The following is an 18474-nucleotide window of genomic DNA, read 5'->3' on the forward strand; positions in this document are numbered from 1 at the left end:
ACCCCATGAACGCCCCTCTGATCTCACGACTGCTCGCACCCCAAGTGGCGACGGTGGAACTCACGCTCGACGGCCGCACGGTGACCGCGCGCGCCGACGAAACGATCTGGACCGTCGCCAAGCGCGAAGGCACGACGATCCCGCACCTGTGCCACAACGACCAGTTCGTGCCGGCCGGCAACTGCCGCGCGTGCATGGTCGAGGTCGATGGCGAGCGCGTGTTGGCCGCCTCGTGCTGCCGCAGTGTGGCGGCGGGCATGAAGGTGCAGACCGAAAGTCCGCGGGCCGTGGCCGCGCGCAAGATGGTGCTCGAGCTGCTGATGAGCGACGCCGGTGCGACCACCGACGAGTACACGCATGAGTCGGAGCTGAGCCGCTGGGCCCAGACGGCAGGTGCGCCCACTGGCCGCCTGCCGCAACGCGAGCGCAGCTATGCGGCGCCCGACCTGTCGCACCCGGCCATCGCGGTCAACCTCGACGCCTGCATTCAATGCACGCGCTGCATTCGCGCCTGCCGCGACGAACAGGGCAACGACGTGATCGGCCTGGCCTTTCGCGGCCCGCAGGCGCAGATCACCTTCGACGCGCTCACGCCGCTCGGCGAGTCGAGCTGCGTGGCCTGCGGCGAGTGCGTGCAGGCCTGCCCGACCGGCGCGTTGATGCCGGCCAAGGGCGTGGGCCTGCTCGAGGTCACGAAGAAGGTCGACTCGGTCTGCCCGTATTGCGGTGTCGGCTGCCAGCTCACGTGGAACGTGGGCCCGAATGAGAAGGGCGAAGAGCGCATCCACTTCGTCACCGGCCGCGACGGCCCGGCCAACCACGGGCGGCTTTGCGTCAAGGGCCGCTACGGCGTGGACTACATCCACAACCCGAAGCGCCTGACCATGCCGCTGGTGCGCCGCGAAGGCGTGGCCAAGGATCCGGCTGACATCGAGCGCGTCAAGCGGGGTGAGTTGCCGATCGAAAATATTTTCCGCGAAGCGAGCTGGGACGAGGCGCTCGATCTCGCCGCCGGCGGCCTGGCCCGCATCCGGGACGCGGCGGGCGCCGGATCGCAATCGGCGCTGGCCGGCTTCGGCTCGGCCAAGGGCAGCAACGAAGAAGCCTACCTGTTCCAGAAACTCGTGCGGCAGGCGATGCAAAGCTCGCACGTCGATCACTGCACGCGGCTGTGCCATGCCAGTTCGGTGGCGGCGCTGCTCGAAGGCATCGGCTCCGGCGCGGTGAGCAATCCGGTGGCCGACGTGGCCGAGGCGGAGCTGATCTTCCTGATCGGTGCCAACCCGACCGTCAACCACCCGGTCGCCGCGACCTGGCTCAAGAACGCCGTCGACCGGGGTGCGAAGCTCGTCATCTGCGATCCGCGCACCAATGCGCTGACGCGGCGCGCGACGTGGCACCTGCAGTTCCGTCCTGACACCGACGTGGCGCTGCTCAACGGCCTGCTGCACGTCATCATCGACGAGGGCCTGGTCGATGAGGCCTTCGTGGCCGCCCGGGTCAATGGCTACGAAGCGCTCAAGGCGGCGGTGGCCGAGGCCACGCCCGAGCGCATGAGCGAGATCTGCGGCATCGACGCCGACACGCTGCGCGCGGTGGCGCGCGCCTTCGCGACCGCCAAGTCGTCCATGATCCTGTGGGGCATGGGCATCAGCCAGCACGTGCACGGCACCGACAACGCGCGCGGCCTGATCGCCCTGTCGCTGCTCACCGGCCAGATCGGCCGCCCCGGCACCGGCCTGCACCCACTGCGCGGCCAGAACAACGTGCAAGGCGCGAGCGACGCCGGCCTGATCCCGATGATGCTGCCCAACTACCAGCGCGTCACCAGCGAGGCGGTGCGCGCGCAGTTCGAGGCGCTGTGGAGCACGTCGATCGACGCCAGGCCGGGCCTGACCGTGGTGGAGATCATGCACGCCGTCACCGACGGCGCCATCCGCGGCCTGTACGTTGAAGGCGAGAACCCGGCGATGAGCGATCCCGACCTCGCGCATGCGCGCAAGGCGCTGGCCACGCTGGAACACTTGGTGGTGCAGGACATCTTCGCGACGGAAACTGCGATCCTGGCCGATGTGGTCCTGCCCGCCTCGGCCCAGCCCGAGAAGTGGGGCACCTACACCAACACCGACCGGCTCATCCAGATCGGCCGCCCGGCCCTGACGCCGCCGGGCGATGCACGCCAGGACCTGTGGGCGATCGAGCAGATCGCGCGCCGGCTGGGCGCCGGCTGGAACTACTGGCGCAAAGAGGACGGCGACGGCCGGCAGGCCGCCGAAGCGCCGGTGGCCCGCGTGTTCGAGGAAATGCGTGGCGTGATGGAGCCCTTGGCCGGCGTGCCTTGGTCGCGCCTCGTGCGCGAAGACGCGGTGGTCACCCCTGCGCAGCGCGAGGACGAGCCGGGCCAGAGCGTCGTCTTCATCGAGAACTTCCCCACGAAGGACGGCCGCGCCACGGTCGTGCCCACGGCGTTCCGACCCGGGGCCGAGCAGGTCGACGCGGAGTTCCCCTTCGTGCTCACCACCGGCCGGGTGCTGGAGCACTGGCACACCGGTGCGATGACACGCCATGCGAGCATGCTCGATGCGATCGCGCCCGAGGCGCTGGTCTCGTTGCATCCGGCTGATGCTCAGGCGCTCGGTGCGCGGCATGGCCAGGTGGTGCAGCTCGCCACGCGCTGGGGCGCGGTGCAGGCGCGCGCCCAGGTCAGCTCCGACGTGCAGCGCGGCCAGGTGTTCCTGCCCTTCGCTTTCTGGGAAGCCGCGGCCAACAAGCTGACCGGCGACGCGCTGGATTCGGTGGCCAAGATTCCGGGCTTCAAGGTCACGGCGGTTAAGGTCACGGCGGTGGTCTAAGAGGGATGCAGGCCGGCTGAGCACAGCCATCCGTCGCCGCAGGGCGCCGGCGTTTGACCTCCTGGCTGCGGCCGCCGGGCCGCACCTGCGCGCGGTCGCTCTCGCAAGTGCGCGGCGAGCTTGTTGCGCTCTGGTGCGGCGCGACGCTGCCTGCCGAATGTGCGCTGCGCCCGCTTTCCCCTTCAGCGAAAAGCGCGTCTTGCGCCGTGCTGATCGGGGCTTCAGTTCGGCTCCATTGCGTCGATATTTCCAGCAGCTACCGGCGTAGTGCAATGCGCCAGCCGGTTACGCGCGGAGACAACCGCGGCGCACCCTGGAAAGATCGAATGAACCTGCTGAACTACCGATTGACCACCCGCATCGCCGCCGGCTTTGCGGCGATGGTCCTGCTGATGCTGGCGCTGGGCGCGACCAGCGTCTGGACCCTGCGCAGCAACACCGCCGAAGCTCAGGCGCTGCTGGCGGCCTCCGCGAGCGCGGCGCTCATGGCGAAGGCGACCGCCTTGCAGCAAACGGCCGACCGCGCGGCGCTCATGATCGGCCTGCTCGTCGGCCTGGCCGCGCTGTTCGGCGCCTGGCTGGGCTGGGCGGTGCGGCGCAGCGTCAAGGCGCCGGTCGAGCAGGTGGTCGACGCGGTGATGCGCATCGCCAAGGGCGACCTCGTCACCAAGATCAGCTCCACCGGCCGCGACGAGATCGCCTGGCTGAACCACGAGCTCAACACCATGCGCAAGAAGCTGCAGGCGACCATCGCCGACGTGCGCGCTTCGGCCGAGCAGGTGGCGCTGGCCTCGAGCGAGATCGCCTCGGGCAACGCCGACCTGTCCACCCGCACCGAAAACCAGGCCAGCGGCCTGCAGCAAACCGCCAGCTCCATGGAGCAGCTCACGGCCACCGTGCGTCAGAATGCCGACAACGCTCAGCAGGCCAACCAGCTCGTCACCACGGCGAGCAGCGTGGCCGGCCGAGGCGGCGAAGTGATGAGCCAGGTGGTCTCGACGATGACCGAGATCAACGCCAGCGCACGCAAGATCGCCGACATCATCGGCGTGATCGACGGCATCGCCTTCCAGACCAACATCCTCGCGCTTAACGCCGCCGTGGAAGCGGCGCGGGCCGGCGAGCAGGGCCGCGGTTTCGCGGTAGTGGCCGGCGAAGTGCGCTCGCTGGCCCAGCGCAGCGCGGCGGCGGCCAAGGAGATCAAGACGCTGATCGAGGACTCGGCCGGCAAGGTCGACACCGGCGCCAAGCTGGTCGATCAGGCCGGCGCGACGATGAGCGAGATTCTTTCCAGCGTGCGCCAGGTGACGCACATCATGGGCGAGATCAGCGTGGCCAGCCGTGAACAGAGCGTCGGCATCGAGCAGATCAATCGCCAGGTCGAGCAGATGGACGGCATGACGCAGCAGAACGCTGCGCTGGTCGAGCAGGCCGCTGCGGCGGCCACCTCCTTGCACGAACAGTCGCACAAGCTTACCGATGCGGTGAAGGTGTTCAAGCTGGCGGCCTGAAGCCGCAACAGACAGCGCCATCGCGCCAGCCCTTGCGAAGCAAGGCACGCGAGGTGCCCGCCTGCGAAGACAGCGGCGATCGCGCCCGCCTCACTCCTGCACCAGGGCCTGCCGCTGCGCTCCCAGGCCGTCGATTCCCAGCGTCACCACATCGCCGGCCTTCAGATACTGCGGCTGCGGCTTCATGCCCATCGCCACGCCGGGCGGCGTGCCGGTGGCGATCACGTCGCCGGGCAGCAGGGTCATGCAGCGGCTCACGTAGCTGACCAGCGCCGCCACGCCGAACACCATGGTGGCGGTGTTGCCGCGCTGGCGAGCCTGGTCGTTCACATCGAGCCACATGGCGAGCGCCTGGGGGTCGGGCACCTCGTCCGCCGTCACGAGCCAGGGCCCGATCGGACCGAACGTATCGAAGCCCTTGCCCTTGTCCCAGGTGCCGCCGCGCTCCATTTGCCAGGCGCGCTCGCTCACGTCGTTGACCACGCAATAGCCGGCCACGTGCGCCAGGGCCCCCGCCTCCGACACGTTCTTGGCAGTCTTGCCGATGACGACGCCGAGCTCGACCTCCCAATCCACCTTCTGCGCGTCGGGCGGCATCTCGATCGGGTCATTCGGCCCGCTGATGGAGGTGGTCGCCTTCATGAAGATGATCGGCTCGCTCGGCACCGGCAGGCCCGCCTCCGCGGCGTGGTCGCGGTAATTCAGGCCGATACCGACGAACTTGCTGATGCCGGTGAAGGGCACGCCCAGGCGCGGCGTGCCGCGTACGCGCGGCAGCGCGGTGGCATCGAGCCGGCGCAAGCGGGCCAGGCCGGCAAGGCCGAGCGCCGGCAGATGAAGACCACCTGAACCCGGGGGCAGCAGGCTGGACAGATCACGCAGCGTTCCCTGAGAGTCGATCAGGCCGGGTTTCTCGCGCCCGGCGGCGCCATAGCGAACCAGTTTCATCGTCGGGCTCTTCAATTGCTGGGCTTGCGAGTGTGCCCTGCGCGACGCCGCGCGACTCGGTCGGGGACTCCATGCTCACATTGCCCAACACAGTGCCCGTTCGCGGCGCCGCGAACGCCACAGCCGAGCGCCTTGCGGCGCGCCTGGAGCGCCTGCCGGTGTCGACCGCGCTGTTGCTGCCCAACGGCGCCCGGCTCGGCGCTGCGCCGTCGCGGGTGGTGCTCGGACTGAACGACACCGGCCTGCTGGCGCTGTTGGCTCGCGGCCAGCTCGGTGCGCTGGCCGAGGCCTACGTGGACGGTCGGCTCGAGCTCGACGGCAACCTGCGCGACATCTGCACGGTCGGGGCGGACCTGCTGCCGGCCGACCCGGTGATCGCCGCCACGCCGAACGGTCCCGCACGCTTTGTGAGCCGCCTCCTGAGCCCCATGCGTTCGCGGCTGCGCCACAGCGCGCTGCGCGACCGGGCGCAGATCGCGTTTCACTACGACGTCTCCAACGACTTCTATGCGCTCTGGCTCGATCCGCGGCGTGTTTATTCGTGCGCCTACTGGCCACGCGGCGTGGTCACGCTGGCCAAGGCGCAGGAGGCCAAGCTCGAGCTGATCTGCCGCAAGTTGATGCTGCGGCCGGGCGAGCGGCTGCTCGATATCGGCGCCGGTTGGGGCGCACTGCTGCTGTGGGCGGCCGAGCGGCACGGCGTGAGGGCGCACGGCATCACCCTGTCGAAAGAGCAGTATGCGCACATGCAGCAGTTGATCGATGCGCGCGGGCTGCGCGGGCGCGTGACGGTGGCGCTGTGCGATTACCGTGAACTGCCGGAGACCGAGTCCTACGACAAGATCGCCTCGGTGGGCATGTTCGAGCATGTCGGCGTGGCGCGGCTGACCGGCTATTTCGCCAAGATCCGCCGCCTGCTCAAGCCGGGCGGCCTGCTGCTCAACCACGGCATCAGCGCCGGCGGGCTGCACAACCGCCAGCTCGGCGCCGGCATCGGCGACTTCGTGGGGCGCCACATCTTTCCGGGCGGCGAGCTGGTGCACATCTCGCAAGTCATGGCTGCAATGGCCGAGGCCGGCCTGGAAGGGCTGGACATGGAGAACCTTCGCCCGCATTACGCGCGCACGCTGTGGGCGTGGAGCGACGCGCTGGAGGCGCGGCTCGAACTCGCGCGCCGGGTCACCACGGAGCCCGTCGTGCGCGCCTATCGGCTCTATCTTGGCTTCAGCGCGCTGGGTTTCGAGCGCGGCTGGATGTCGCTGCATCAGGTGCTGGCCAGCCGGCCGAGCGGGCGCCCCGAGGACGGCCCGATGCGGGGGGCACAATCGGCCCACCCCTTCCAGCGCGACCATTTCACGCTGAATTCACACTCGAATCCCCACCTGCAAAGCCGAGGCTGAAAACGATGATCTACAAGTTCAAGTCCAGGAACAGCGGCGACCTGATCATGACCGGCCCGGTCGGCGATGCGGTGCTGCGCACCATGGGCAAGGAGCCGGCGCCCAAGGGCATCCTCGAGCCGGCCGACATGCCGGGCGCCTTGCAGGCGCTGGAGGCGGCCATCGCCACTGAGGAGGCCGCTCGCGAGCAGGCCGAAGCCGAGGCCCGTGAAGAGGGCCGCAAGCTGCCACCGCCCGGCGGTGTCACCCTGCGCCAGCGCGCCTGGCCGATGCTCGAGATGATCAAGCGCGCGCATCAGGCCGACGTCGAGATCGTCTGGGGCGTCTGAGGGAGTCCGTCGAAGTCACCGCCATCGCGGCAGCCGTTGCTAAGCAAGGCACCCGCGGACTCGACCTTCGAACTTCTTTCTGATGCTTTTCGTTCGTCAAACCGAGGAGCCGATTTGAAACTCACCAGCGCAAGCTGGGCCGACGGCGGCCCGATCCCCGAAAAGTTTGCGGCCGGCCGACCCGACGCGGCGAGCACCGTCGCTTTTTCCGACAACGTCTCTCCGCAACTCGCGTGGAGCGATCTGCCGGCCGGCACCCGCAGCCTCGCACTGATCTGCCACGACCCCGACGTGCCCAGCCGCGGCGACGACGTGAACCAGCCCGGCCGCGAGGTGCCAGCGAGCCTGCCGCGCATCGATTTCTTCCACTGGGTGCTGGTCGATCTGCCGCCCACGTTCACGCAACTGGCCGAGGGCGAGTTCAGCCACGGCTTCACGCCGCGCGGCAAGCCCGGTCCGGCCAGCCTGCACGGTGCTCGCCAGGGCTTGAACGACTTCACCGGCTGGTTCGCCGGCGACGCCGAGCGCGCCGGCGATTACCACGGCTACGACGGCCCGTTTCCACCCTTCAACGACGCCACCCTGCACCGCTACCTCTTCACGCTCTACGCACTCGATGTGGCCCGGCTGCCGGTCGAAGGCAGCTTCACCGGCGCGCAGGTGCGCTCCGCGATCGAAGGCCATGTGCTCGGCGAGGCCCGCTTCAGCGGCACCTTTACGCTCAATCCCCGGCTGCGAAATTCAGACGGGGGTGCCGCCTGATGCCGCAGACGGAGGCCACCCGCATCCTCGCCATCCGCCACGGCGAGACCGACTGGAACGTCGGCACCCGCATCCAGGGGCAGCTCGACGTGGGGCTCAACGACAAGGGGCGCTGGCAGGCCGGGCGCGTCGCGCAGGCCGTGGCCGGGGAGGGCATTCACGTCATCTATGCCAGCGACCTGGCCCGGGCTTTCGATACCGCGCAGGCCATCGGTGCGGCGATCGGCATCAGGGTGCGGCCCGACGTCGGGCTGCGCGAACGCGGCTTCGGCTGCTTCGAAGGTGAAACCTGGGCCGCGATCGAGGCGAACTTCCCGAACGACAGTTCGCGCTGGCGAGCCCGCGATCTGGAGTTCGCCCCCGACGGCGGCGAAACCCTGCGCGTCTTCTATGCGCGCGTGGTGGCCACGGCCGAGCGACTCGCTGCCGCGCATCCGGGCCAGACCGTCGCGCTGGTCGCGCATGGCGGCGTGATGGACTGCCTGTACCGCGCCGCGGCGCGCATCGATCTGGCGGCGCCGCGCACCTGGCAGCTCGGCAATGCCGCCGTCAACCGGCTGCTCCATACGCCAGACGGTTTCACGCTCGTCGGCTGGAGCGATACCTCGCATCTCGACGGCCTGGTGCACGACGAGTTCAGCGATGGCGGGATCGGCGGCGCCCCTTCGCTCAGCCCCTCGACCGACAAGGTCGGCCATGCCGCCTGAGTGAGGACTCGAATGCGCCCTGCACCTGCTGCCTGCGGCGATCCCGTCGCCGCCATCGACACGCCGGCGCTGGTCGTCGATCTCGATGCCTTCGAGCGCAACCTGCGGGCGATGGCCGACTTTGCGCGCGCGCAGGGCGTGAAGCTGCGTCCCCACGCCAAGATGCACAAGTGCGCGGCCATCGCGCTGCGCCAGATGGCGCTGGGCGCCGTGGGCGTGTGCGTGCAGAAGACGGGCGAGGCCGAGGCGCTGGCAGCGGCCGGCGTGAGCGACGTCTTCGTCAGCAACGAGGTGATTGCGCCGGCCAAGCTGGCTCGCCTTGCTGCGCTGGCACAGCGGGTGCGGCTGGCGATGACTGTCGATAGCGCACTCGGCATCGACAGGCTGGCCCAGGCCGTGAAGGGTGCCGGCAGCACGGTGGACGTGTTCATTGAGGTCGATGTCGGGCAAGGCCGCTGCGGCGTGTCGCCCGAGCAGGCCGCTGCGCTGGCGCGGCAGGTGGCCGCGCAGGCGCCCCCCCGGCCCGGGGTCGATGGCGCCGGCCTGCGGTTGGCCGGGTTGCAGGCCTACCACGGCAGCGCCCAGCACTTCCGCAGCGCAGCCGAGCGCGCGGCAGCCATCGAGCAGGCAGTCGCCATCGTGAGCGCGGCGCGCGCTGCGATCAGCGCTGCCGGCATCGACACCCCCCTGCTCGTGACCGGCGCCGGCAGCGGCACGTTCATGCTCGAAGCCGGCAGCGGCGTCTACGGCGAACTCCAGCCCGGCAGCTACGCCTTCCTCGACGCAGACTACGCGCGCAACACGCCGCATCCCGACGCACCGCGCTTCGAGCACGCCCTCTTCGTCAAGGCGCAGGTGATGAGCGCGAGCACTACGCATGTCGTCGTCGATGCCGGCCACAAGTCGCATGCGATCGAGTCGGGCCTGCCCACCGTGTGGCAGCGCGAGGACCTGCAGGTCGTCGGTGCCAACGACGAGCATTGCATGCTGAAGCCGCGCGGCGAAGGCGCCGCATTGCCGGCGCTCGGCGACACGCTCTGGCTGGTGCCCGGCCACTGCGATCCGACCGTCAACCTGCACGATCACCTGATCGCCGTGCGCGGCGGGCTGAAGCGCGGCGTGGTCGAGGCGGTGTGGACGGTGGACGCGCGGGGGCGGCTCGATTGATTCCGTCCGCGGCGGGCACGGCCCCGTGTCGGCCTGTTCCCGATCGCTGGTGGGGCGATAGAACAACGCCTTCTGCGAGCAAAATCGCCCCATGAAAAATCCCTCCTTTCGCGGCGCCCTGGTGGCGATCTGCGTCGCGCTCGGCGCGCCTCTCGCCCTGGCACATGACTACCAGGCCGGCGCCATCCGGATCGCCCATCCTTGGGCGCGGCCCACGGTGGCCGGTCAGATGGCCGGCGGTGGCTACTTCAAACTCGAGAACCGCGGCAAGACCGCGGACCGTCTGCTCTCCGTCAGCAGCACGGCGGCCGAGCGTGTCGAGCTGCACACCATGAAGCTCGACGGCGACGTGATGCGCATGCGCCAGCTCGACGCCATCGAGCTGCCTGCGGGCGGCAGTGTCGAGCTCAAGCCGGGCGGCGACCACCTCATGCTCCTGGGGCTGAAGGCGCCGCTGGAACTGGGCAAGAGCATTCCGCTGAAGCTCACGTTCGAGAAGGCCGGCGACGTGATGGTGGAGGTGAAGGTCGAGAAAGCGGCTGCTGCCGCTGCGGCTCCTGCAGCCGAGCACGCGGATCACCACAAGCACTGACAAGCCGGGGCGAGCACCTGCGGCGCAGGCAAGGCCTCGAAGCATCATCCACGGCGACTTACCGGCTCGCCGGTGCCTTGCTCGCAAGGGCCACCCTGTTCAGCAGCGCAAGCAGCGCCTCAGCCGAACAGTCCTGCCGCAGCTGCCGGCGGCGTCACTCCGAGGTGGCGGTAAGCCGCCAGCGTGGCGATGCGTCCGCGCGGCGTGCGCTGCAGGTAGCCCTGCTGGATGAGGTAGGGCTCGATCACGTCCTCGATCGTGCCCGGCTCCTCGCCGATGGCCGCGGCCACGTTGTCCAGGCCGACCGGCCCGCCGTCGAAGCGGTGGATCACGGCTTCGAGCAGCTTGCGGTCCATCACGTCGAAGCCCTGCGGATCGACGTCGAGCATCTTCAGCGCCTTGTCGGCCGTGGCCAGATCGATGCGGCCGTTGCCCTTGACCTCGGCGTAGTCGCGCACGCGGCGCAGCAGCCGGTTGGCGATGCGTGGCGTGCCGCGCGAGCGGCGCGCGATCTCTTGCGCGCCGTCGATTTCGGTCGGCACGTTGAGCAAGCCGGCCGAGCGGGTGACGATGCGCGCGAGTTCCTCGACCGTGTAGAACTCCAGCCGCGCGACGATGCCGAAACGGTCGCGCAACGGGTTGGTCAGCATGCCGGCGCGCGTGGTCGCGCCGACCAGCGTGAAAGGCTGCAGTTCCAGCTTGATCGAGCGCGCCGCGGGGCCCTCGCCGATCATGATGTCGATCTGGTAGTCCTCCAGCGCCGGATACAGGATCTCCTCGACCACCGGCGAGAGGCGGTGAATCTCGTCGATGAACAGCACGTCGTTCTTCTCGAGGTTGGTGAGGATCGCCGCCAGGTCCTTGGGCTTTTCCAGCACGGGCCCGGAGGTCTGGCGCAGGTTCACTCCCAGCTCGGCGGCGATGATGTGCGAGAGCGTCGTCTTGCCCAACCCCGGCGGGCCGAACAGCAGCACGTGGTCCATCGCCTCGCCACGTTTCTTCGCCGCGCCGATGAAGATTTCGAGCTGCTCGCGCGCCTTGACCTGGCCGACGTACTCCGCCAAGCCCTTGGGGCGCAGCGCGCGCTCCACGGCCTCTTCGTTCGGTGATACCGGTGCGGCACTGAGGACGCGCCGCGGTATCGCCGAAGCCGGTGCGAAATCGTCGGTCTGGATGCTCATGGCGCGATTGTGCGGGAGCAAGGCACCGGCAAGAACCGCCGCACCTCGAGCGAGAGGGGGTCGCAGGTGTTCGAGAGCTTGCGCGTTCCGCAAAGCGGATTCGACCGGGCCGAGTGCGCCCGTGCGTTGCGGGAGCCACGAAACAGGGCGCGGCAAGCCGCGCTTTTCAGCCCGATGGCCCGGCGGCTTCGGCCGTGCAATGGCCACATGTGCAAGCGCCTCTTCCTGGCCCTGCTGCAAAGCCTGCTGCCCGCGCTGGTCTGGGCCGGCCCGGCGTTGACCGAAGTGGAGACGCGCTGGCTTCAGGCCGGCTCGCCGGTGCTCGCTTACGCATTGGCGCAGCGGCTCCCGCTCGACGTCATCGTGCAACCGCAGGCCCGGCCGGGCGACGTGCCCTTTGCCATGGCCTTCATCGGCGGGCGCTGCAAGCTCGTGCTGTCGATGCGAGGCCGTGCCGAAGGCGACGACCCCGAGGCGCTGCTGCGCGGCCTGCCATCCGAGTTGCGCGCTCCCGTCATCGAGGCGATGACGGCGCACGAGCTGGCGCACTGCTGGCGGCATGTGCAGGGTGCCTGGCAGACACTGCCGGCCGGTTTCGCGAATGCCGTCGGGCCGGTGACCGACGACGGCGCCGGGCTGCAGCGCTTGCAGCGCGACATGCGCCGGGTGCGGCGCGAGGAAGGCTTCGCCGATCTTGTCGGCCTGGCCTGGACCGCGGATCGCCATCCCGAGCACTACGCCGCGGTACATGCCTGGTTCACGCGCGTTCGCGATCGTCAGCCCGTGGCCGGTGCGCATCACGACACGCGAATGTGGATCCGCAAGGCAGCGCAAGCGCGCTCTGTGGCCGACGGGCCGACGCCTTTCGAGGCGGCTTGGTCTGTCTGGCTGGACGGATTGCGCTCCGAAGAGTAAGGCGGGCGCCGCCTGCTCAATCCACGAAAAAATCCGGCACGAATTCTTTCGTCCCTGGCGTCACGCTGTACTTTTCGAGATCGGTGATGCCGTGCTGCGCCAGCAGCGTGTCGTCGATGAAGAAGTTGCCGGTCATGGTCTTGGCGTCGCTGGTCAGGACCAGGTAGGCGGCGTCAGCCAGGATTTCGGGCGTGCGGCATTTGGCGATGTCCAGGCCGGGGATCATCTGCAGTGCGGCCGTCGCGATGGCGGTGCGCGGCCACAGGCTGTTGACGCCGATGCCGTAGGGCTTGAACTCGGCCGCGTGGCCGAGCGTGCATTCGCTCATGCCGTACTTGGCCATCGTATAGGCCACGTGGTTCTTGAACCAGTGCGGCTTCATCGACAGCGGCGGCGACATGTTGAGCACCATCGGGTTGCGGCCGGCCTCGGCGCTCTTGATCAGGTGCGCCAGGCAGGCCTGCGTGCACAGGTAGGTGCCGCGCACGTTGACGCCGAACATGAGGTCGAAGCGCTTCATCGGCGTGGCGTGCGTCGGCGTGAGGCTGATCGCGCTGGCGTTGTTGACAAGGATGTCGATGCCGCCGAAGCGCTCGGCCGTCTGCGCCACTGCTGCGAGCACGCTGGCCTCCTCGCGGATGTCGCCGGCGATCGGCAGGGCCTGGCCGCCGGCGGCCTCGATCTCCTCGGCGGCGCTGTAGATGGTGCCGGGCAGCTTGGGGTTGGCCTCGGTGGTCTTGGCGATCAGTGCGATGTTGGCGCCGGCTGCCGCCGCGCGCTTGGCGATGGCCAGGCCGATGCCGCGGCTGGCGCCGGTGATGAAGAGCGTCTTGCCTTTGAGGTCCATGGAAATTTACTGGTGCAGGGGCCGTTGGGAAGGGGCGATGCGCGGACTGCCCTGAACGCTCACCGTGGAAACGCAGGTCCGCACTGCGTATCGCGGCCTCGCCGGAGCCAGCCGCTGCGTGGCGGCGGCTCGGGGGCGGTCGTCAGAGCTTCGAGAAATCCGGCTTGCGCTTGGCCATGAACGCCGTGAAGGCCTCGCGCGCCGCCGGCTCGCCGAGCAGGCGGGCGAACAGCGCGCCTTCTTCGGCCATGCGCGCGCTCACCGCCTCGGCCTGGCCGGCCTTCATGAAACGCTTGGTCTCCACCAGCGAGGCGCGTGGCTTGTCGGCAAGCTTCCTCGCCTGCGCCTGCGCGAAACCGTTGACCTCGCCCGGCGGCAGGATGCGGTTGACGAGCCCCCACTCCAGCGCCTGTTCGGCGCCGAAGGGCTCGCCGAGCAGCAGCGCCTCGGCCGCACGCGGATGGCCGATGAGGCGCGGCAGCAGCAGGCTGGATGCGGCCTCGGGGCACAGGCCGAGGTTCACGAACGGCAGGCTGAATTTGGCGTTGTCGCCCGCATAGACCAGGTCGCAGTGCAGGAGCAGGGTGGTGCCGATGCCGACGGCCGCGCCGCACACCGCCGCGACGACCGGCTTGGGAAAGCTGCTGATGCCGTGCAGGAAGCGCCAGACCGGCGAATCCGGGCCGGCCGGCGGGTTGCTGATGAAGTCGCCGAGGTCGTTGCCGGCGGAGAAGATCAGTTCGTGGCCCTGGAACACGACGGCGCGAACTTCGTCGTCGTCTTTCGCCGTCGCCAGCGCGTCGCCGAGCGCTGAATACATCGCGGCGGTGATCGAGTTCTTCTTGTCGAGGCGGTTGAAGGTCAGCGTGAGGACGCCGGCTTCGACGTGGGCAAGGATGTCGGACATCGAGGTCTCCGGAACGGTGAGCGAGCGAGCGAGCGAGTGAGCGGGCGGTGCGGTGCGGTGCGAGGCGAGGCGGATTGGTGCGAGCTGGGGATGGCGTGGCGAAGCACAGCTGAGCCGACCTAAGCGCCGTGCTGAACCTAGGTGCCAGGCGCTCAGACGCGCTCGAAGATTCCCGCCGCACCCTGTCCGGTGCCCACGCACATCGTGACCATGCCGTACTTCAGGTTGTGACGGCGCAGCGCGTGGATGACCGTCGCCGCGCGGATCGCGCCGGTGGCGCCGAGCGGGTGGCCCAGCGCAATGGCGCCGCCCATCGGATTGACCTTGGAGCGGTCGAGGTCCAGCGTGTTCAGCACCGCCAGCGATTGCGCGGCGAAGGCTTCATTGAGCTCGATCCAGTCGAGTTGGTCCTTCGTGAGGCCGGCGTACTTCAGCGCCGCCGGGATCGCCTCGATCGGGCCGATGCCCATGATCTCGGGCGGCACGCCCTTGATCGCGAAGCTGACGAAGCGGGCGAGCGGGGTGAGGCCGTGCTGCTTGATCGCCTTTTCGGAGGCGAGGATCAGGCAGCCGGCGCCGTCGCTCGTCTGCGAGCTGTTGCCGGCGGTGACCGAGCCCTTCGCGGCGAACACCGCGCGCAGCTTGGCCAAGCCTTCGAGCGAGGTGTCGGGGCGCGGGCCTTCGTCGATGCTCGCGGTGCGGGTCTTCAGCGCCGTCGTGCCGTCCTCGAGGTTCGGATAACGGTCCACGATCTCCACCGGCGTGATCTCGTCGCTGAACTGGCCGGTCTCGATCGCCTTGAGCGCCTTCAGGTGCGACTGCAGCGCAAACTCGTCCTGCGCTTCGCGTGACACCTTCCACTGCGCCGCCACCTTCTCGGCCGTCAGCCCCATGCCGTAGGCGATGCCGATGTTTTCGTTCCTGGCGAACACTTCGGGGTTGAAGGAGGGCTTGTTGCCGCTCATCGGCACCATGCTCATCGACTCGGCACCGGCGGCAATCATCACGTCGGCCTCGCCGACGCGGATGCGGTCGGCCGCCATCTGCACGGCGGTCAGGCCCGAGGCGCAGAAGCGGTTGACGGTGACGCCACCGACGCCGTTCGGCAGGCCGGCCAGCAGCACGGCGATGCGCGCCATGTTCAGGCCCTGTTCGCCCTCCGGCATGGCGCAGCCGACGATGGCGTCTTCGATGGCTTTCGGGTCGAGGCCGGGCACCTGCTTCATGGCCCCGTGAATTGCCGCCACCAGCAAGTCGTCGGACCGCGTATTGCGGAACATGCCGCGGCCGGACTTGCCGATGGGTGTGCGGGTCGCGGCGACGATGTAGGCGTCCTGAAGTTGCTTGCTCATGTCTCGGTCCTTGCTGGTGTTGCTCCCTCTCCCGCCTGGGGGAGAGGACATTGCTCGGCTCCCTCTTCCGCTAGCGGGAGAGGGCTGGGGTGAGGGTGGTGGAGTCGGAGCCAATCGAGGATGGCGGTCAGGACCCCGTCGTGTTCCGCAAGTGCTTCACGGTTGCTGAAGCGCATCACATGGAAGCCGTTCGCCGTCAGCGCTCCACTGCGTTGAGCGTCGGCCGCCATTGCTGCTGGCTCGTAGTGCTGACCGCCATCGAGCTCGACAACAAGCCTTGCTTCGACACAAGCAAAGTCGGCGAAGTAGCGGCCGACCGGGTGTTGGCGGCGAAACTTGTAGCCGTCGAGACTCCGATCCCGCAGGTGGTGCCAGATCGCACGTTCGGCGTCGGGTGAGGCACGGCGCAGCTCACGCGCCCTCACCCTAACCCTCTCCCGCGTGCGGGAGAGGGGACCGGTCGGTGTCGCAGGGTTGGCCATGGCGTTTCAGCGCAGCGCGTGCTCGAGGGCTCGATCGGGTCGCTCGCCGCCGTGACTCAATTGCGTACCGGCTTGCCCGTCTGCAGCATGCCCATGATCCGTTCCTGGCTCTTTGGATGCTCCAGCAAACCGCAGAAGCGCTCGCGCTCCAGTGCCATCAGGTACTCCTCGTTCACCATGGAGCCGGCATCGACATCGCCGCCGCACACCACCTCCGCGATCAGCGCGGAAATGTGGAAGTCGTGCGCGCTGATGAAGCCACCGTCGCGCATGTTGGCAAGCTGGCCCTTGATCGTGGCAATCGCCGAGCGCCCGGCTACCGGGAACAGGCGCCTCACCGGCGGGCGGTAGCCGCTCTCGAACATCGCGCGAGCCTGCTGCGTCGCCACGAACAGCAACTCGTCCTTGTTGGGCACGATCACGTCGCTCTCCAGCAGGTAGCCGAGCTTGCGGCTCTCCAGCGCGCTGGTGCCGACCTTGGCCATCGCGGCATTCGTGAAGCCGTCCTTGAGGAAGGCGAAGATGTCCGCGCCCGCATTGCCGGCCGCAGCCATCTCCGCGGCGCGGCGGGCGATGTAGGCCAGGCCGCCGCCGCCGGGGATCAGTCCGACGCCCACTTCGACCAGACCCATGTAGCTTTCCATCGCCGCGACACGGCGCGCCGAATGCACCGCCAGCTCGCAACCGCCGCCGAGCGCGATGCCGCGAATGGCGCTGACGACCGGCACTTGCGCATAGCGGATGCGCAGCATCGCGTCCTGCAGCTTCTTCTCTTCGGGGGCGATGCCCTTCGCGCCCATCTTCATGAACACCGGCATCAGCGCCTCGAGATTGGCGCCGGCCGAGAACACGTCGTCGGGAGACCAGATCACCAGACCCTTGTACCGAGCCTCCGCAAGTTCCACCGCCTTCAGCAAACCTTCGGTGACCGTCGGGCTGATGAGGTGCAGCTTGGCGGTGATGCTCGCAATGAGCACCTCGCCGTCCAGCGTCCAGATGCGCACTTCCTCGTTCTTGAACACTTCCGTGCCGGCCTTGAGCGGCGGGGTGGTACCGGAGCCGCTCACGTTCTCGGGGAAGTGCTGGCGCTCATAGACCGGCAGGTCGCGGCGCGGCACGTAAGCCTGCCGGCTCGGCGACCACGAGCCCTCGGGCGTGTGCACCCCGGTGCGGCCATCGAACACCCAGGCCGGCAGGGGCGCCTTGCTCAGCGCCTTGCCGGCCTCGACGTCGGCCTTGATCCATTCGGCCACCTGCTGCCAGCCGGCCTCCTGCCACAACTCGAAGGGCCCTTGCGAGGTGCCGAAGCCCCAGCGCATGGCGAAGTCGATGTCGCGCGCGGTCTCGGCGATGTCTTCCAGATGCACAGCCGCGTAATGGAAGCTGTCGCGCAGGATCGCCCACAGGAACTGCGCCTGCGGGTTGCTGCTCTCGCGCAGGAGCTTGAGCCGATCGGCCGGCGGCTTCTTGAGCATGCGGGCGACGATCTCATCGGCCTTGCCGCCGGCCGGCACGTAAGTGCCGGCTCCATCGCTCTGCTCGGAGTCCTGCTTCGCGGGATCGAGCCGCAAGATGTCCTTGCCGACCTTCTTGTAGAAGCCCGCGCCGGCCTTCTGGCCGAGCGCGCCCGCCTTGATCAGGCCGTCGAGCACCGGCGGCGTGGCATAGCTTGGGAAGAAGGGGTCGTCCTTCAGGTTGTCCTGCAGTGTGCGGATGACATGCGCCATCGTGTCCAGCCCCACCACGTCCGCCGTTCGAAAGGTGCCGGAGCTCGCGCGGCCGAGCTTCTTGCCGGTTAAATCATCGACCACGTCGTACGTCAGGCCGAAAGTCTCGGCCTCCTTCATCGTCGCCAGCATGCCGGCGATGCCGACCCGGTTGGCGATGAAGTTGGGCGTGTCCTTCGCGCGCACCACGCTCTTGCCGAGGAAGGTGGTGACGAAGCTTTCCAGCTTATCGAGCACCTCTCCTTCGGTGGTGGGCGTGTCGATCAGCTCGACCAGCGCCATGTAGCGCGGCGGATTGAAGAAGTGGATGCCGCAAAAGCGCGGCTTGATCGATGCGGGCAGCGCCTCCGAGAGCTTCGTGATCGACAGGCCGGACGTGTTCGACGCCACGATGGCGTGCGGCGCTAGGTGGGGCGCGATCTTCGTGTAAAGGTCGAGCTTCCAGTCCATGCGCTCGGCGATGGCCTCGATGACGAGATCGCATTCGCCCAAGCGGGCGAGGTGCTCCTCGTAGTTGGCCGGCTCGATTAACGCGGCGTCTTCGGTCACGCCCAATGGCGCCGGCTTGAGCTTGGCAAGGTTGGCGATGGCCTTGGTGACGATCCCGTTCTTCGAGGACTTGGACGACAGGGCCCCTGCCCCGTCGTTGTCCTTGGCCGGTAGATCGAACAGCATCACCGGCACCCGCACGTTGACGAGATGCGCGGCGATCTGCGCGCCCATGACGCCGGCGCCGAGGACGGCGACTTTTCTGACCTGGAACCTGTTCATCGTTTCTCCTGCATTGCTGCTCGA

Annotated in this window: 16 protein-coding genes; 9 read left to right on the forward strand and 7 right to left on the reverse strand. The window is 68.7% G+C overall.

The window, feature by feature from the left end; genetic code table 11:
- Window positions 1–5: 5 nt before the first annotated feature.
- The gene (gene fdhF, locus H0W40_RS11025) at window positions 6–2852 is read left to right on the forward strand and encodes a formate dehydrogenase subunit alpha (RefSeq protein WP_292446175.1); all 2847 of its coding nucleotides are present in this window, start codon (window positions 6–8) and stop codon (window positions 2850–2852) included.
- Window positions 2853–3178: 326 nt separating this feature from the next.
- The gene (locus tag H0W40_RS11030) at window positions 3179–4363 is read left to right on the forward strand and encodes a methyl-accepting chemotaxis protein (protein ID WP_367153796.1); all 1185 of its coding nucleotides are present in this window, start codon (window positions 3179–3181) and stop codon (window positions 4361–4363) included.
- A gap of 90 nt (window positions 4364–4453) precedes the next feature.
- On the opposite strand, the gene H0W40_RS11035 is transcribed toward H0W40_RS11030, so the two are convergent.
- A complete protein-coding gene (locus H0W40_RS11035; RefSeq protein ID WP_292446137.1) occupies window positions 4454–5311 on the reverse strand; it encodes a fumarylacetoacetate hydrolase family protein in 858 nt (285 codons plus the stop codon).
- Window positions 5312–5382: 71 nt separating this feature from the next.
- On the opposite strand from H0W40_RS11035, the gene H0W40_RS11040 reads away from it, so the two are divergent.
- From H0W40_RS11040 to H0W40_RS11065, 6 genes are all read left to right on the forward strand, one after another.
- Complete coding sequence (locus H0W40_RS11040) at window positions 5383–6711, forward strand: class I SAM-dependent methyltransferase (protein WP_292446139.1); 1329 nt, start codon at window positions 5383–5385, stop codon at window positions 6709–6711.
- Window positions 6712–6716: 5 nt separating this feature from the next.
- Window positions 6717–7040 carry a DUF1840 domain-containing protein gene (locus tag H0W40_RS11045; protein ID WP_292446141.1) on the forward strand — a complete coding sequence of 108 codons (324 nt, stop codon included), beginning with the start codon at window positions 6717–6719 and terminating at the stop codon, window positions 7038–7040.
- Between the two features lie 114 nt (window positions 7041–7154).
- On the forward strand, window positions 7155–7802 hold the full coding sequence (locus H0W40_RS11050; RefSeq protein WP_292446142.1) for a YbhB/YbcL family Raf kinase inhibitor-like protein: 648 nt from the start codon (window positions 7155–7157) through the stop codon (window positions 7800–7802).
- Window positions 7802–8509 carry a histidine phosphatase family protein gene (locus tag H0W40_RS11055; protein WP_292446144.1) on the forward strand — a complete coding sequence of 236 codons (708 nt, stop codon included), beginning with the start codon at window positions 7802–7804 and terminating at the stop codon, window positions 8507–8509. The genes H0W40_RS11050 and H0W40_RS11055 overlap by 1 nt, the downstream gene beginning before the upstream one ends.
- Before the next feature lie 12 nt (window positions 8510–8521).
- Window positions 8522–9676, forward strand: a complete 1155-nt coding sequence (locus H0W40_RS11060) for a DSD1 family PLP-dependent enzyme (protein ID WP_292446146.1) — start codon at window positions 8522–8524, stop codon at window positions 9674–9676.
- 91 nt (window positions 9677–9767) lie between these two features.
- Window positions 9768–10268, forward strand: a complete 501-nt coding sequence (locus H0W40_RS11065; RefSeq protein WP_292446148.1) for a copper chaperone PCu(A)C — start codon at window positions 9768–9770, stop codon at window positions 10266–10268.
- 119 nt (window positions 10269–10387) lie between these two features.
- Here the strand turns inward: H0W40_RS11065 and ruvB are convergent, their stop codons facing one another.
- Window positions 10388–11449, reverse strand: coding sequence for a Holliday junction branch migration DNA helicase RuvB (gene ruvB / locus H0W40_RS11070; RefSeq protein WP_292446150.1), 1062 nt, complete (start codon window positions 11447–11449; stop codon window positions 10388–10390).
- A 207-nt stretch (window positions 11450–11656) separates the two neighbouring features.
- On the opposite strand from ruvB, the gene H0W40_RS11075 reads away from it, so the two are divergent.
- A complete protein-coding gene (locus H0W40_RS11075) occupies window positions 11657–12364 on the forward strand; it encodes a hypothetical protein (RefSeq protein WP_292446152.1) in 708 nt (235 codons plus the stop codon).
- Between the two features lie 16 nt (window positions 12365–12380).
- On the opposite strand, the gene H0W40_RS11080 is transcribed toward H0W40_RS11075, so the two are convergent.
- The 5 genes from H0W40_RS11080 to H0W40_RS11100 form a co-directional block, all read right to left on the reverse strand.
- Entirely contained in the window at window positions 12381–13211 is an 831-nt protein-coding gene (locus H0W40_RS11080; RefSeq protein WP_292446153.1) for an NAD(P)-dependent oxidoreductase, read from the reverse strand.
- Window positions 13212–13353: 142 nt separating this feature from the next.
- On the reverse strand, window positions 13354–14118 hold the full coding sequence (locus H0W40_RS11085) for an enoyl-CoA hydratase (protein WP_292446155.1): 765 nt from the start codon (window positions 14116–14118) through the stop codon (window positions 13354–13356).
- Window positions 14119–14270: 152 nt separating this feature from the next.
- Window positions 14271–15470: an acetyl-CoA C-acyltransferase gene (locus H0W40_RS11090; RefSeq protein WP_292446156.1), complete on the reverse strand. Its 1200-nt coding sequence runs from the start codon at window positions 15468–15470 to the stop codon at window positions 14271–14273.
- Window positions 15467–15952 carry an endonuclease domain-containing protein gene (locus H0W40_RS11095; protein ID WP_292446157.1) on the reverse strand — a complete coding sequence of 162 codons (486 nt, stop codon included), beginning with the start codon at window positions 15950–15952 and terminating at the stop codon, window positions 15467–15469. The genes H0W40_RS11090 and H0W40_RS11095 overlap by 4 nt, the downstream gene beginning before the upstream one ends.
- A 56-nt stretch (window positions 15953–16008) precedes the next feature.
- Window positions 16009–18450 carry a 3-hydroxyacyl-CoA dehydrogenase/enoyl-CoA hydratase family protein gene (locus tag H0W40_RS11100; protein WP_292446158.1) on the reverse strand — a complete coding sequence of 814 codons (2442 nt, stop codon included), beginning with the start codon at window positions 18448–18450 and terminating at the stop codon, window positions 16009–16011.
- Between the last annotated feature and the right edge of the window lie 24 nt (window positions 18451–18474).

This window comes from Methylibium sp. (assembly GCF_013817345.1).
Classification (GTDB): Bacteria; Pseudomonadota; Gammaproteobacteria; order Burkholderiales; family Burkholderiaceae_C; genus Methylibium.